Origin of the sequence: Allomuricauda sp. F6463D (assembly GCF_023015965.1) — a bacterium.
In the GTDB taxonomy this organism is placed as follows: domain Bacteria; phylum Bacteroidota; class Bacteroidia; order Flavobacteriales; family Flavobacteriaceae; genus Flagellimonas.
In genome coordinates, this window is record NZ_JALKAN010000001.1 from 1,660,553 (window position 1) to 1,675,910 (window position 15,358).

Annotated in this window: 13 protein-coding genes; 9 read left to right on the top strand and 4 right to left on the bottom strand. The window is 41.8% G+C overall.

Translation table 11 applies throughout. The annotated features are described in order from the left end of the window. Positions 1 to 41: 41 nt before the first annotated feature. Together MWU56_RS07405 and MWU56_RS07410 are read right to left on the bottom strand one after the other, a co-directional pair. Entirely contained in the window at positions 42 to 1,169 is a 1,128-nt protein-coding gene (locus tag MWU56_RS07405; RefSeq protein ID WP_247043373.1) for a hypothetical protein, read from the bottom strand. Further along, the gene (locus tag MWU56_RS07410; RefSeq protein WP_247043374.1) at positions 1,166 to 1,453 is read right to left on the bottom strand and encodes a helix-turn-helix domain-containing protein; all 288 of its coding nucleotides are present in this window, start codon (positions 1,451 to 1,453) and stop codon (positions 1,166 to 1,168) included. The genes MWU56_RS07405 and MWU56_RS07410 overlap by 4 nt, the downstream gene beginning before the upstream one ends. Positions 1,454 to 1,637: 184 nt before the next feature. On the opposite strand from MWU56_RS07410, the gene MWU56_RS07415 reads away from it, so the two are divergent. From MWU56_RS07415 to MWU56_RS07435, 5 genes are all read left to right on the top strand, one after another. Then, positions 1,638 to 3,833 (top strand): peptidase domain-containing ABC transporter, encoded by a 2,196-nt coding sequence (locus MWU56_RS07415; protein ID WP_247043375.1) that lies wholly within the window; start codon positions 1,638 to 1,640, stop codon positions 3,831 to 3,833. Continuing rightward, positions 3,823 to 5,109, top strand: a complete 1,287-nt coding sequence (locus MWU56_RS07420; protein WP_247043376.1) for an HlyD family secretion protein — start codon at positions 3,823 to 3,825, stop codon at positions 5,107 to 5,109. The genes MWU56_RS07415 and MWU56_RS07420 overlap by 11 nt, the downstream gene beginning before the upstream one ends. A 16-nt stretch (positions 5,110 to 5,125) precedes the next feature. Continuing rightward, the gene (locus tag MWU56_RS07425; protein WP_247043377.1) at positions 5,126 to 6,790 is read left to right on the top strand and encodes a helix-turn-helix domain-containing protein; all 1,665 of its coding nucleotides are present in this window, start codon (positions 5,126 to 5,128) and stop codon (positions 6,788 to 6,790) included. A 92-nt stretch (positions 6,791 to 6,882) separates the two neighbouring features. After that, complete coding sequence (locus MWU56_RS07430; protein ID WP_247043378.1) at positions 6,883 to 8,505, top strand: hypothetical protein; 1,623 nt, start codon at positions 6,883 to 6,885, stop codon at positions 8,503 to 8,505. Between the two features lie 81 nt (positions 8,506 to 8,586). Continuing rightward, entirely contained in the window at positions 8,587 to 9,141 is a 555-nt protein-coding gene (locus tag MWU56_RS07435; protein ID WP_247043379.1) for a hypothetical protein, read from the top strand. Here the strand turns inward: MWU56_RS07435 and MWU56_RS07440 are convergent. Continuing rightward, complete coding sequence (locus tag MWU56_RS07440; RefSeq protein ID WP_247043380.1) at positions 9,135 to 9,758, bottom strand: hypothetical protein; 624 nt, start codon at positions 9,756 to 9,758, stop codon at positions 9,135 to 9,137. The genes MWU56_RS07435 and MWU56_RS07440 overlap by 7 nt on opposite strands. A 360-nt stretch (positions 9,759 to 10,118) precedes the next feature. Between MWU56_RS07440 and MWU56_RS16545 the strand changes: the two genes are divergently transcribed. Together MWU56_RS16545 and MWU56_RS07445 are read left to right on the top strand one after the other, a co-directional pair. Then, on the top strand, positions 10,119 to 10,241 hold the full coding sequence (locus MWU56_RS16545) for a hypothetical protein (protein ID WP_262917782.1): 123 nt from the start codon (positions 10,119 to 10,121) through the stop codon (positions 10,239 to 10,241). 67 nt (positions 10,242 to 10,308) lie between these two features. Next, positions 10,309 to 12,459, top strand: coding sequence for a prolyl oligopeptidase family serine peptidase (locus MWU56_RS07445; RefSeq protein ID WP_247043382.1), 2,151 nt, complete (start codon positions 10,309 to 10,311; stop codon positions 12,457 to 12,459). Here the strand turns inward: MWU56_RS07445 and MWU56_RS07450 are convergent. Continuing rightward, positions 12,456 to 13,268, bottom strand: coding sequence for an RteC domain-containing protein (locus tag MWU56_RS07450; protein WP_247043384.1), 813 nt, complete (start codon positions 13,266 to 13,268; stop codon positions 12,456 to 12,458). The genes MWU56_RS07445 and MWU56_RS07450 overlap by 4 nt on opposite strands. A gap of 502 nt (positions 13,269 to 13,770) precedes the next feature. Between MWU56_RS07450 and MWU56_RS07455 the strand changes: the two genes are divergently transcribed. Both MWU56_RS07455 and MWU56_RS07460 read left to right on the top strand, forming a co-directional pair. Beyond that, positions 13,771 to 14,205: a MauE/DoxX family redox-associated membrane protein gene (locus MWU56_RS07455; RefSeq protein ID WP_247043385.1), complete on the top strand. Its 435-nt coding sequence runs from the start codon at positions 13,771 to 13,773 to the stop codon at positions 14,203 to 14,205. Positions 14,206 to 14,228: 23 nt separating this feature from the next. Next, positions 14,229 to 15,323 carry a hypothetical protein gene (locus MWU56_RS07460; RefSeq protein ID WP_247043387.1) on the top strand — a complete coding sequence of 365 codons (1,095 nt, stop codon included), beginning with the start codon at positions 14,229 to 14,231 and terminating at the stop codon, positions 15,321 to 15,323. Positions 15,324 to 15,358 lie beyond the last annotated feature (35 nt).

Here is a 15,358-nt window from a genome sequence, read left to right on the forward strand (position 1 = left end):
TTCGCTGAATCGATGGATGTACCAGACTGTTCCCTGGTTGGTCACAATCGAATTTGGCTCCACAATAAGGGATGTTCACTTGCTGCATATACCTCATTTTCCACACTTCCAAAGACATCCCATTTTGGTCGCTTTTTGTAGCATACCCCCTTTCTTACCAAACCACAATTTTCAATAGCGGCAAAAAGATTCTTGGATAGCATTAAATAATCCCGCTGTGGAATATTCACGCCCTTTTTGAATGCCCCCATTCTAAAATAATCAGCATCTTGACCTTTATCCAAGGTACACCAAAACCTAGGGTGTTTTGTAATGTCCGACAATTCAGCGTCCTGTGTCAGTGGGGCTATGCAACTGCTATAGCTGGGAGCATTCAAAGTACCCATGAGCACCATATTGGCTTCGCTACTTTTTTGTCTTTGGGCAACAAGTCTTGCAATATGTCCAGCTTGTAATTTTTGCCGTTTACGAAATGGTTCCATTTCATTCCCACTACCGAGGAAATGGGTACATAAGGCCACAAGATTCAATCCACTATCTGTTCTAAACACATATTCCTGTAAATCCACGTCAAACAAGGGTTTGTTCGCTTCGTCCAGTTCATTGACATGGGTCTTGATAGAGATAAGGTTGAATCCAGTTTTTGCCAAAACACCAATACCACGGCCCCATGGATCGTTGGTTCCAAGAAAAACAAGTTCCTTAAAGGTTGTTTTTCCCTCGGAGGAAATGAAATGGCGGTTGAACTCAAGCAAGGAATGCCTATCCTCTATTTCAGATAAAACCAGAATGTCTGGGTCTATTGCGTTGATGACCTTAGCCTTATTCCTGACAGCAATTTCATGGATTGGCAAAGAGTCAACTTTGGCCCACCCTTCCCAATCGGTCAAATGGGATGCTTTGGACATCTCCCCATCCAAACCTTTTCTGATCCGTAATTGGCCCATGGTGTTCTTTACCGTAAAATAGGGCATCTGTCCTTGGTTATCAAATTCCAATAAACGGGAAAGCATCCTCATCCTATCATATTGTTTTGGGGTACGTTCAGGCTGGGTCAACAGGGTCTCAAACTCCGCTATCCATCGGGATCTATTTTCGTCACGATACCTATCTACTAAATCTATATGACGATGAAAGATGTTTTGTATGTTGTAAAAGGCTATTTTCATGACCGATTCTTTAACATAAAATTCTTGTTATTCTTAAGGATGTTATGGATTTCCTCCTCATCATAGTATATGATGCCTCCTAATTTGGTATATGGTATGGTTCCATTGATCCGGAAATTCTGAAGTGTCCCCGGACTTATCCCCAATTTGCCCATGACACTGTTTGACTTGATCCATCGATCCAAGGTAATACGGTCGTGTTTTAACAACATTTCCCGGATCTCTTCCAAAAGAGATTTCTTGAATCCCTCCAAATCCTCTTGGGTAACAATATTTGCTGGCATAATTCTACATTTAGTTTACCATCAAATTTGAGGATCGGGGTAAAAACAAATTCACAAGTTGTTCCCAAGTTGGGTCAAATTTTAACATTTGAACTACTTTTATCAGGGAGTATCGTAGGATTAATGTTTACTATATCGCTGTAAATTCTTAATCCATTATATTTATGCACTATAAACACTAACCATGTTTCGCACCACTTTTCCCAACTATCGGCAATTGGACAAGATGGACTGTGGCCCCACATGCCTCAGGATCATCGCAAAATACTATGGCAGGGAGGTGCCCTTAGAGCGTCTTAGACAGGCGGCTTATATTGATAGAGAGGGGGTTTCATTGGCAGGTATCAAGGAAGCTGCAAAACAAATCGACTTAGAGACTTTCTCGGTCTTGATCACATGGGAAGACCTTATTGAAAAAGCCCCATTGCCATGCATTGTTCATTGGGAAGGCAATCATTTTATGGTGGTCTATCGCATAACCCCTACCAAAGTACATATTTCCGATCCAGCCAAGGGGAAATATAGTTTAAGTTCCGATGCGTTCAAAAGAGGGTGGCTTTCTTCGGAAAAGAAAGGAATTGCCATGTTTTTGGAACCGATGGATGTTTTCATCAAGGGAAAATTGGGCAGGGCAGAAAACAAAAGCCACCTCCTACATGCATTAAAATACCTTTTTGATTATAAAAAGTTGGTCGGGCAATTGGCCATAGGGCTTTTGCTCTCGTCCATTATCCAATTGGCCCTGCCCTTCTTTACCCAGAGCATAGTTGACTATGGTATCGAGAACCAGGACCTGAATTTTATCCAAATCATTCTGATAGGGCAAGTATTCTTTGTATTGTCAAAAGGGGCCATAGCCATTTTAAGGGATTGGATCTTGTTGCATATGTCCATGCGGATAAACATCCGAATGATGAATGATTACCTTACGCGATTGATACAATTGCCTATTTCGTTCTTTTCAGGTCGGGGCATCGGTGATTTGGTAAGGCGTATCAACGACAACGAGCGGATCGAGGAATTTTTCACCAATGGTTCCTTGACTTTTTTATTCGATGTATTCAACATTCTGCTTTTCAGTTTTGTGCTGGCCTATTACAACCTCAGGATATTTATGGTCTTTCTGATCGGATCTGGAATGTATTTGCTTTGGTCATTGGCTTTCATGAAGAAAAAAGCTTTGTTGGACACTGCCTACTTTAAATCCAGTGCAAAAAGTCAATCCAAGATCCTACAGATCATTTACAATATTGAAGACATCAAGGTCAATGGTTCCGAAGATCGACGGAAGAAAGAGTGGTACGCTACACAATTGGAACTGTTTGGGGTCACATCAAAAAACTTAAGAATCCATCAATTACAGACCAATGGAGGACAGCTTATCAATGAACTAAAGAATATAGCCATTATTTTTCTATCGGCCTATGCCGTTATCGAAGGAGTCTTCAGTCTTGGTGTGATGTTGGCCATCCAGTTCATCATTGGTCAGCTTAATGTTCCCTTGAGCAAGATGATGGATTTTTTATTGGACTACCAAAAAGCGGAATTGGCATTGAGGCGGCTTTTTGAAGTTTGGAACGAGGAACCAGAGGGTCATGATTTGAACCCAATTGAAAAAAAGGTCCATGAAAACATTGATCTCCGTGAGGTGTCTTTTAGATATGGTCCTCCGGGGACCAAGGAAGCCCTGTCCCATGTTTCCATAACCATACCTAAAGGAAAGGTAACCGCCATAGTTGGACACAGTGGATCAGGAAAATCGACCTTGCTCAAGCTTCTATTACAGTTCCATAGCCCCACCGAGGGAAAGATCATTGTTGGAAACACACCATTATCGAGTATAGCACCAAGAATTTGGAGAGAAAACTGTGGTGTGGTATTGCAGGAGGGAAGTCTTTTCGAGGATACTATAGAACGCAATATAACCGAATCCAAATCCAAGGTCCCCTTGGATAAGGATCGATTTAAGACGGCCTTATCCTATGCCATGTTAAAGAGCTTTGTCGATGATTTGCCACACGGTACCCATACAAAGATCGGGGAAAATGGGATTAGATTGAGCGGCGGAGAAAAGCAACGGGTATTATTGGCAAGGGCCATATACAAAGACCCGGACTACTTCTTCTTGGATGAGGCCACCAGTTCGCTGGATTCCATCAATGAGAAGGGAATACTGAACAACTTGGATTCCTTTAACAAAAACAGAACCGTTGTTATTGTGGCGCACCGGTTATCCACTATCCGTAATGCGGACAACATTATCGTTCTGGATAACGGAATAGTGAAAGAGCAAGGAACACATCAAGATCTCTTGAGTAAAAAGGGAGTGTATTGGAAATTGGTACAATATCAAATGGATTCGGTGGACTATGGAAGATAAGGTAGTTTTTTCAGAAGACTTTTTGAACCGTCCCCCAAGCTGGATGGTTCGGAGAGGCAACCTGATTTTTTTCGTTTTCTTTATTTTGTTGGTGCTACTGGCCTACTTTATACAATACAACGAAGTAGTTGAAGCAGATATACTGGTGACCAGTGAAAATCCTCCGGTCGCTCTTTATAGTAAGCGTCAAGGCCAATTGGTCTATATGAATTTTGGGGCAGGTCGGCAAGTGGACAAGGGAGGAATTCTGGCCATTGTGGAAAACCCTTCAAAATGGGAGGATGTATTTTACCTAAGGCAGCAATTGAACGACACCACGTTGATCCATACGCTGGAGGGGCTCTTTCAAAAGTTCCCCAGTGACCTGGAACTCGAAGTAAATATGCATACGTCCTATCAGAAATATTTAAAAGCATACCAAAACTATCTACTTTATTTGAACCTGGGCCAGGAAGCACTTGAAAGCAAGAACCTGAACCTAAGGTTGGCAAGGTACAAAAGTCAGATAGCCATCAAGCGGTCGCAATTAAAGACCGCAAGAAGGAACTATTCCCTGGCCAAGCAAAGTTATGATAGACAGGAAGCTCTTCTTGAAAAGGGTGTAATCTCACAGCAGCAATTGGATGGTAACGAACAAGAAATGTTGTTCGCACAAAACGAGGTCAATACGATCAAAGAAGAACTGGAGGCATTACAAGTGGATACATTGAGCCTGAAAAATCTTAGTTTAAAATCATTGAACAGGGATATTATAAATGCGTCATCCTATTTCTCGGAACTTCAATTGGCAAAACAAGAATTGAAAGGTAAAATGGATGAATGGGAAAACAACTATGCATTAGTAAGCCCGGTCTCTGGAACGGTAACGGTTTTTGACATTTGGAGTACCCATCAACAGGTATCCCAAGGGGAGCATATCTTAACCGTAGTGCCGAACAAAAAGGCCCGATTAATCGGCAAATGCAAAGTTCCCATCAGAAATTCCGCCAAAATCAAAAAAGGCCAAGATGTTATCATCAAATTGGACAACTATCCCTATCGGGAATGGGGTCTATTGGAGGGGGTTGTGTCACAGATGTCCTTAACGCCAAAAAAAGGGGATGATGTCTATTATTCCGTATATGTTGAGATGCCCCATTTAAAAACTACCTATGGGAAGGAGATCGAGTTCAAACAGGAAATGATGGGAACGGCCAAAATAGTGCTTCAGGAAGCTTCCCTGTTAGAGAGGGTTTTCTACCAGTTCAGAGGACTATGGACCGATATATTAAATTAAAAAACACAGAGATCTTATGCGGCCTTATCTAGTATTTCTTTTATTGTCAATGATGACCATTCCAGTTTTTTCACAGGAGTTGAACAAAGATCAATTGCTCCAACTGTCCTTCGATTCCCTTGATCGGATCGAAAATAAACTGGAATATGGCACCTTGTATTCAAAAAAGGTTTTTGATGCACATATCCTCAAAGCCAAATACGCAAAGGACACGGGACAACTTGCCGAGGCATATAGAAAACGGGTGTGGGGCGAGGATTTTGCCATGGCCATCAAATATGTGGATTCCGCCATCGCAATATCCACAGGTGTCCATGAAAAAAGATTCCCATCCAAAGTGCATTACACCAAAGGAGGTCTGTTGTATGAAGCCGATAGACCTGATGAAGCGGTCAGGGAATTTGTAACCGCCTATGAATTTGCCAAAAAAGCCAGTGATTATGAACGGATAGTCGACTGTTTCAACGCCATAGCCATCATTAAAGGAGAATATGGCCATCAAGAAAGGGCGATATCCCTACTTCGACTTTCTTTGGATTATTTAAATACGTATGAAGAAAAAATCGATAACTATGATTTGACCAAACTCATTACATTGGATAACATTGCCCGATGTTATCTACAAATCAAAAAAATCGATTCATCACGGCACTATGCCCAACAGGGCCTGGACCTTTCTTCCCAGATGAAGGATCTGGACACCTATCGATCTTTAAGTGCGCTCTATGCACAGATAAACTATTATGATGGCAACTATATCAAGTCTAGGGATACGCTGTTAAAATATGTAAAGGGTACTGGCGATCTTTCGCATGCGGACCGCCTTTTTTATTTGGGCATGATCGAGGGGAAAATTGGAAATTCAGCAAAAAAAAGGAGATATTTCAAACGAATCGATTCCTTACTGAACAAGAATGGTTATCCTTTAATGGACAATGTGAAGGAAATCTTTCAATTCCTTTTAAAAGAGGCCATCTCAAAAGACGAGGAACCCATGGTAAAGAATTATGCCGATCGATTGGTCTACTATGACAGTATCTTGACTACAGCGGAAAAAGAGATCCGCAGTATCCTGTGGACCGAATTTGACCTTCCAGAACAAGAGGCCTCCAAAAAAGTATTGTCGGATGAGATCCAAAAGAAAGAAGGAACGATTCGGAACTACATCCTCTTATCCGTCCTGCTCATTTTCCTTTTGGCGCTTTACTTCATCAAATACAGCAGGACACAAAAGAAATTGAGGGAAATCATGCATCAAGATGTCGAGCCTTTAAAACGTTACCCTAAAAAGGATGATATTGCTCAAATGGATATTGACCCGGAGGTTGTTCAAAGTACACTCAAAGCTTTGGATAAATGGGAAACAGACCTCGGTTACCTTGAGCAAAAAACCAGTCAAAATTCATTGGCCTCTGACCTAAATACAAACACCTCGTATCTCTCAAAAATCATCAATACCTATAAAGGGCAAACGTTTTCCAATTATTTAAAAGACCTTCGGGTAACCTATGCCATCAACCATTTAAAGGAAAACCCTCAAATCATCGATACCCATTCTACAATTCAGATTGCAGAAATGTTCGGGTTCAGCTCTTTGGATGTCTTTGCCCGGGCCATAAAATCCAAGATCGGGGTGACCCCGGCGGTCTACTTTAGGAAACTAAAGAAAAGCAATTTATAAAATGCGCAGAAATTAAAATGCCTTGAATTTTATTAACCATTAGTTTCGGCTTGAACAATAACACTACCATAACTATTTAAAAGCTGAACAACATGATTAAAAAAGCATTTTTAACACTATCATTGGCCAGTACAGTCCTATTTTTCCTCAGTTGTGAAAAAGAGGATCAACTCGACCTGAACGAGGAAACGGCAGCAACCCCAGCTGATGCATCTGAAGTAGCTGTGCATTTGACAGAAGGAGGGTCCCTTGAATTCACCGATAAGGCATCCTTGGCAAAGCTCTTGGAAGAGACGGACAAAACTACGTTCAACGCAAAGATCCAAGAACTAACGGATAATGGATTTCAATCGCTGAGACCTGTTTTTGATGATTTGGAGTCACCCGAGGTACAAAGTTTTCTTTCTAAAAAATTGGGAAGGCTACAGAAATCAGGCATCCTGTATTCTTTAAAGGGAGGTCAGGACGATGATGCTATCGACTTGGATGACGAGGTCATCTCCGACCCAAGATTTGCAGCCCTTTTGGATAGGGACAGAGGCATTATCGTCGGCGATTCCTATTACCGGTATACAACCGACGGACTCTATTTTTGTAAAAGGGAAGACAAGAAAAAACTGGAAACGTATTTGAAGGAATTGGGCAATAAAAAAGGTTTTAAACCTAGAGGTTTGACCCATAGGTGTGCGATAAAAAAAGCTGAAATCGAAAGCAGCTTATCCATTAGTCCCAAACAGGGAACCGTAGTACAGGTCACGGATGCCATTTTGCGCTATGAAATAGATGGCTGCGGTGGCGGTGGTGGCGGATACTCCGGTGGCGGATCCACTGGTGGATCCTCAGGCGGTACGACCACGGCCACAAATTATCCCATATTAAAACCACAAGGATTCAGGACGTGCGTCTACGATGAGGACAGTATCTGGGAAAGTATATTCGGTGATCGTGAAAAATGCAATGAATATCACGATTCGACCCATAGGGTACAGACCCAGTTTTGGAACGAGAATTATTTCTTATGGGCATCCATTGGGACAAAGGTCAAATATCAAAAAAAGAGACTGATCGGTTGGAGCGAATCCAGTACAGCAGAATATGTGCAATTGGGAATTAACGCCGTCAAATTCACCTATAACTATGTACTTAAACCTAATGCTCCGATGGTAACCAAACACGTCACTTATAAGTACAAGGGTGTTGTCTATGATGGGGAGACAGGAAACGTCCTTGTAGGTCAACAACCACCAAGGCCCAAAGACTGGCCGGTTTGGGGCGAAGACGAAAAATTGATCGATCTGGAAATATATGTAGACGACATCTTCGGAAAAACCATCAATAAACAAATAGAATTTACCGTGGGAAACCTTAATTCTTCGGTATATAATTTATTGGCTAAGATTACCAAGACCTCACTGACTTCCCTAAAAAATGAAATCAACCAGGACAAGGTGGCCGTTAAAATTGTCCGGTTTAGCGATAACAAAATGGAAATGATCGATATGAATCGGATAAAAAGGGGAAAATCCAATGAAACCCATCGCTTCGACTTCAATTTTCTTTTGACCCTAGGTTATGGTATCGATAGTGGCAATGTAAACTTTGATTTTTTCAAACAGTTCAAGGCCAAAAAATATGATGTGGCCAAAGTTGACATTTATGGCTTGGCCTTAAGGAACGGGACAATTAAGGGCAGTAAGGTCATTGCTGCAGATTAACTTGAGAATAAAAGAATTGACTGAAATCAGGCCGTCTGAGATGGCCTGATTTCATATCTTAGTTACAAACACACCATTGACATGAAAAAATACAATCTTTTTATTATCGCGCTCTTATTCTGCACCTATACTTTCGGACAGAGCGCTGACGGCCTTCAGAAAAGGCTCATCGTCAACATTATCAATCCAGGATTGGATTATGAGCTTCCTTTGGGCAACAAACCCCTTATTAGCTTTGGACTCGGCATTGGGTACAGTGGAGCTTATGATGAAATAACGGCTATAGAAAACAATGGGTTCAACTATGTGATAGCCCCTTTCTTGGATACACAGTTCAAATTTTTGTACAATAGAAGATCAAGGAAGGGCAAAGGAAAGTCAATTATGCACAATGCTGGGAATTTTATTTCCCTTAGGGCCATGGGGCGCGGGCCTTCCATAGCGGAAAACGTAACAAGAACGGACGATTTGGATTTCGTTGTCGGACCTACTTGGGGTATCCAACGTACCTTTGATAAAGTTAGGCTTCTAGTGGACGTAGGGCCTCAATTATATTTTGACACCAAGGGAAACGCTGGTATTTTCCCGGTCATGATACAGGTCAACCTTGGCTTTATCATGAACAGGGATCAGTGAAGTCCATAATGTTCCAATATCTTTTGTAGTGTTTTATGGGCAATCACATCCGGAGTATCCATCAGGCGCCAGGAATCACCTGGGCTGGAAACATCGTGACTTGTTCCCGTTCCAGTAATTTTTGAAATGAGCTGTTGTTCCTTCAGGTCGTATATGGCAATACCGACCGTCACCTCATTATGGAATACGGACGCTCCTTGGCCTATCTCATGTGATGAAATGGAAGATGCTTCTTCTGCCACTGTCAGCGCCTTGCACATGATCAGATAATCAAATTCTTTCAAGATTGTCCCAAGCTCCTCCAAACTCCTTCCTGATTGCTCAAAATTTAGTTCTTCCGCCAATAGATGGGTTTGTCTGACCTGGTTCAGGGTATGCAACGAATCACCAATAAGGGATGTGAACCCTTCCACGTACAAATCTTCAAAATGGTTCCAATTCCTATCATAAATCGGATCGACCAGTATCCATTGACCTTTGCCAAAAGTCATTTCATGATGCACTTCTGCATCGATCAACACCTTGGGCGATCTACAGGAATTTAAAAAAAACAGAAAGATCATTCCCATCAGCTGAACGGTCGATGCCAATTGAAAAGCAGTTGAATTCTTCATCATAATTCTTGGTTTACAGTATAATTGAATCTTGAAGACCTGTTGGTTGCTACCCAGAACAAGTGCACCCAAGGTAACATTACTAATATCCGTGTAATCCTTTCCGTATAGTACATGAAGGATAAGGGCGCGATCCAACGCACATCGAATAATTCAAAACAATATACACCACAATGACTTCATTGTATCACGTCATGACAATCCGAAAATACGGATAACATGTCAACTCCGACTTCTCGCCTTTCAGTTTGAACATCAAAAAAACGGCAATTTATAAAATGAGGATAATTTTTTATTCTAAAAACAGGGATATCCATTAGATTGGACCAGTCTAATATATAAACGTAAAAAGACCATTACACCATGGAAAAAATCAAAAACATCAAAACAATGTTCAAGGAAAACGAATTGAAACACATCGGAAAAATCAAAGGAGGAGGAGACGATGGTGACATCGAAAAAGGAAAAATAAAAAAGGTCGACTAACACTACCATTAATTTTTTTCACTAAAATCCCTATGTACAAATAGGGATTTTTAGTATGTTGCCGTATATGAAACGATCATTAGTACTTGCCATTCTGACCATTTTCCTTGTATTGGGATGCAAAAAAAACGAACAACATAGGTTTGATTATCCCGAAATCCCTAATACCAGTGTGGTAGAGGAGCATTATGGAATTTCATACACAAATGCGTTCTCCAACCTTGAAAAAATCAACGATTCCTCCATTGTACAATGGTTCAAAGAGCAGGACTCCATCACGGAATCCTATTTTGATGCGACACCGCAGTACCGGGAAGTTTACGCCTACTACGATTCTTTGGAAAACAAGGAAAAGGATCCGGCACGCAGGATTTTTTATAATGAATCCGGTGCTACCTTTTATTTATCAAGGGCCAAGGACAAAAGAAACCTGTTATATCGTCAGGAGAAAGGGAGCAGCTCCCAATTGCTGTACGACCCCAAAGTCTATAAGGATGGCTCCTATGACATCGCTTATTACAAACCCTCCTATAATGGGAAATATGTGGCCATGGCCATGGAAAAGGAAGGCCATTTTTTTGACGAACTCCTTATTTTGGATTGCGAGGCCAAAAAAACCATAGGAGAGCCTATAGTAAATACAAAGCCTAAAAAAGCAGGCGGTTATGTGTGGGCCCCGGACAACAAGTGCATTTCCTTTATTGCCTATCCGAACTATGGGGAAGACCACAATGATCGAAATAGCTATACGGCATTGTATTGTCTGGACAACTTGGATGGGACAGCTAAATCCATATTCAAAGATGGTAAAAATGGGGTACATCTAAATCAAGAGTACTATCCGGTACCCATGTTCCGTTCAAGCCAGAGCAACTTTATGTTCATTTATGCCGGGAATGCATCGGATTTTTGGGATAGTTATTACATTCCAATTGAAGATTATAAAGCGGGGAGGTATTCCTGGAAGAAACTATACTCCAGTGACGACATGATATTCCATGATTGGGGTACGGAACGCGATGGCAAATATTATTTTAAGCGACTTCATGAGGATAATATAGAATTATGCATGGTCGATTTGGAAGATGCCGATTTTGAACATCCAAAGGTGTTGTACTCAGGCAAGGGAGAAGACCAATTGAGTGGATTTAAAGTTACCCGTGACAATATATATTATACCGTGAGCACCAACGGTATTGCTTCGGTTTTGTATAGATACATGGAAAATACGGAAGATGTGCCAATAGAGCTACCTGCTGCTGCAGGTGAAATAACGTTCGACTACCGTTCTCCCTATAAGAATGATCTATGGGTTTCCCTATCGGGGTGGACTTCCAACCCGAAGGATTATTATTTAGATCCGGAGACCGGAAAATTTGAGTTTGTGAAATTGGGCATGTGGCCGGATTTCCCCGAGTTTTCGAATATTATAAGTGAAGTCGTGGAAGTGACATCACACGATGGCACAAAGATTCCACTGAGCATCGTGAGGAGAAAAGACCACGCATTTGATAAGGAATCCATGGGCATTATCACGGCCTATGGAGCTTATGGCATCTCAGAAACCCCGTGGTTCCACTCCCCTATTGCAGATTTTGTCCATCAGGGGAACATCTATGCCTCTGCCCATGTCAGGGGCGGTGGAGAAAAAGGACCTAAATGGCATGAAGCGGGCATGAAGTCTTCCAAAGCGAATTCTTGGAAAGATTTGAACGCCTGCAGTCAATTTTTAATCGACAATGGTTACATCCATCCCAAGAGACTTGGGCTCACAGTTAGCAGTGCCGGGGGGATAACCGGCGGCATGGCCGTTAACGAACGACCGGATCTATATGGAGTCTTTACGGGCTTCGTCCCCAATTTGAATGTGATCAGGACCGAATATATGGAAGGCTTTGACGATTCCGATACAGCTTTTGAATTTGGGAGCATCAAAGAAAAGGAAAGTTACCAGGATTTACTTCGAATGGATCCAGTCGTGAATCTATCCAAGGACAAGGAATATCCGAGCACACTTATGATCATAGGGTTTAATGATTACTTAATCCCACCATCGGGTCCCGGAAAATACACAGCCCTTTTACAATCGTATAACATGGCTAACGACAAGCCCTATTTATTGGACGTAAAATTTGATGCCGAGCATGAGATAGATTGGGTCGAAGACTATGCTAAAATGTTGTTTTTCACCAAAACCGAACTTGAAAAAAGACATTAGGCATCGCTTTTTTCGATATGTTGGGATAACCGATATGACAGTTCATCCAAGAATTTGGCCCTGTCCTTTTTTCTTGCACATATCCCAATATAGGTGCGATAGCAATCCCCTAAATTGAAATTGAACATATGCTCAAATGCCCTGGCTATTTGTTTGATATCCGCTTTCCCATGATTAAAGGCCCGGGATACATAAAGGGCATATACCAATTCGGTCAAGGAAACTTTAGAGGAAGTCCAATACAGATCACTCGATTTATTGGAGTTTATAGTACTTGCCAACCGATCTCGGATGTATATCATGGCCTGTTGACCAGCCTGTATCCTTGCCCACAAGCGGTCATGTGAAGTATTGAATTGGGGATCGAGCATATAAGAAGGCTTATACTTACCAAAGTAATCTACCGTGTACTTTCGGGTAAAGAACTGTGCATCGAAATGGTTCAACTTCAATTTCATATATTTTATAAAATCCGAGTGCGTTGTGAAAAAGGCATTCCATTTCTTGGATCTGGCCTTGACAAGTTTTCGTAACGCCTCAAGATCCGTAGCAGGACAATTAAGTTCAAAGTCCAGTACTTCAGTATAATAGATTAGGTTGACCATGGGTATTTGTTTGGTGTATTTAAAAAACTCAATTTCCTCCCGGTCGTCCGAAAACGCTTGAACGGTAACTTTGTCTCTAAGTTCCCATAAACGGGTACGGCAGAGGGCAATAATCTCCATGGCTGCATCAATGGTACTGGATGTTGATGATTCGATTTCCGCTATTCTTATTTCAAGTTTGGATTTGTGCAATGTTCTTTTCATATTTAAAAGGTTAAGGCACATAAACAGGTCGTTAAAGATTGGGGTCTTTCCATCATGATCGATGAACTCTTCAAATATGACCAACCCAATCAAGAAATAAAAAGTAAAATATCAGTAGTTTACAAAACTAGGGATTTTAACACGGGCTACATGAGCCCACTAATCAACCAAAAGCCTTACAGTAACTGTATTGAACAAAGAACAGTGCGGTAAATGGAAATGCACCACAGAAACAGGGGCATTTTATAAATAACACTGTAAAACGTAGCATGGATATGTTCAAAAATAAGCTTGAAAGCACTCTACACTCGACTTTAAGGTTACTGATCCGACAACCTCTTAAAGAAAAAAACTGCAAATAACCGGATTTTGCCAACCGATTCCCGTGTTTTACCATTTTCTACACCATTGTTATCCAATAGTTTAGCAGTGTAATATCATATGTATGATATGCTACAAGTTTCCCCAAAAACAGAGTTCAATTAATTTGACCCATGAATCCATGAAAGTACACGCTGTCCATAAGAAACATCTTATCACTGCCATTGTAGTATTGTTCATTTTTTTATTTGTGTATGCTGCAACGAGCAAGCTGATGGATTTTCAACAGTTCACAATCCAATTGAGCCAGTCTCCAGTACTTACGGCCTACGCCAATGAGGCGGCATGGGGCATTCCCGTAGTGGAATACTTCTTGGTCATATTATTCGTGTTCAACGAATTCCGATTATGGGCTCTGTATGGCAGTTTTGCCCTGATGGTCATGTTCACTACCTATATTGCACTGGTAATTAACTTCAGTGATTACATCCCCTGTTCCTGTGGAGGGGTTCTAGAAAATATGGGTTGGACCGAACATATTGTATTCAACCTGTTCTTTGTGGCCTTGGCGGTCATCGGTATCCTGAGATTGGAGTCGTCTGATCCAACCCAATAACCCAAAATCCTAAAACCTTAACCATGGGTATAAACCGCGTCCTTTTCAAACTATTGGGCACTGCCTCTCTAAGTATAGGAGCGGTCATCATCGTCTTTCTCTTTTCGGAACAGCAGGTTCACCGCAACAATGCTTTTACCCGGAGGTATCCACCCCATCCAGTGGTCAAAACATATAATCTGGACATTGGCTATAATTCCTATTATGTAGCAGGATGGGATACAGATTTCCTGTACCTGGGCAATAGCACAGCACCCTGGCATCTGCTCCGTGTGGATTTGGGCACCCGGGATACCGTCCATATCCGCATGGAACCATTAAATAAAGGTCTTCGGTACCGTTCCTTGGAGACCAGGGTACTCCCTCCCTATTTCTATATCATGGACGGAACCATGCCCTTTATCCTCCGGGGAACGATTGGGGACTGGAAAGCCGCCCCTTGGATGGAAGAAACGGCCTTTTTCAACCGGGCCATACCCATTGACAGCAACCATTTGTTTATCCGTACCATCAGCAGCCAAACCCAACGGTCCGCCTTGGGTATAATTCAACAAACAGATAGTTTTTACATCCGTTTGGACACCACCCTATTGGAGACCCAATTGGATGGTATTTTCGATGTGGACGGGATGTTGGTTCAAAGCGGGGACGGCATGTACTTGGGCTATCTATATTTTTACCGTAACATATTCATAGTCCTGGATTCCAAGATGGAAAATCCAAAAAACCAACGGACCATAGATACGGTAGAGCAGGGTCAAATTCAAGTAGCTGAAGCCAACAGCCACGACCAAATTCAATTACAGGCCCCTCCTTTGATCGTCAATAGATCGGGGGCCATGGACGGGAACCTATTCTTGGTACAATCGGATCGATTGGGCCGAAATGAAAGTAAGTCCATGTTGGACCAGGCCTCCATCATAGATGTATACAACCACCAAAGAGGCACATACGAGTTCAGTTTTTACCTGTACCATATTCGAAAAAACAAGGTTCGGGAATTTGCGATCCGAGGGGCATATGTGATTGCTCTGATCGGTGACCAGTTATCCGTGTACCGCACCGGGAAAGCCTACTTTGACCAAACAACAAACACCGAAGAAACTACAGGCCTGTAGCTGGGAGAAGATCGAAAACCCATTAATAGAGTAGA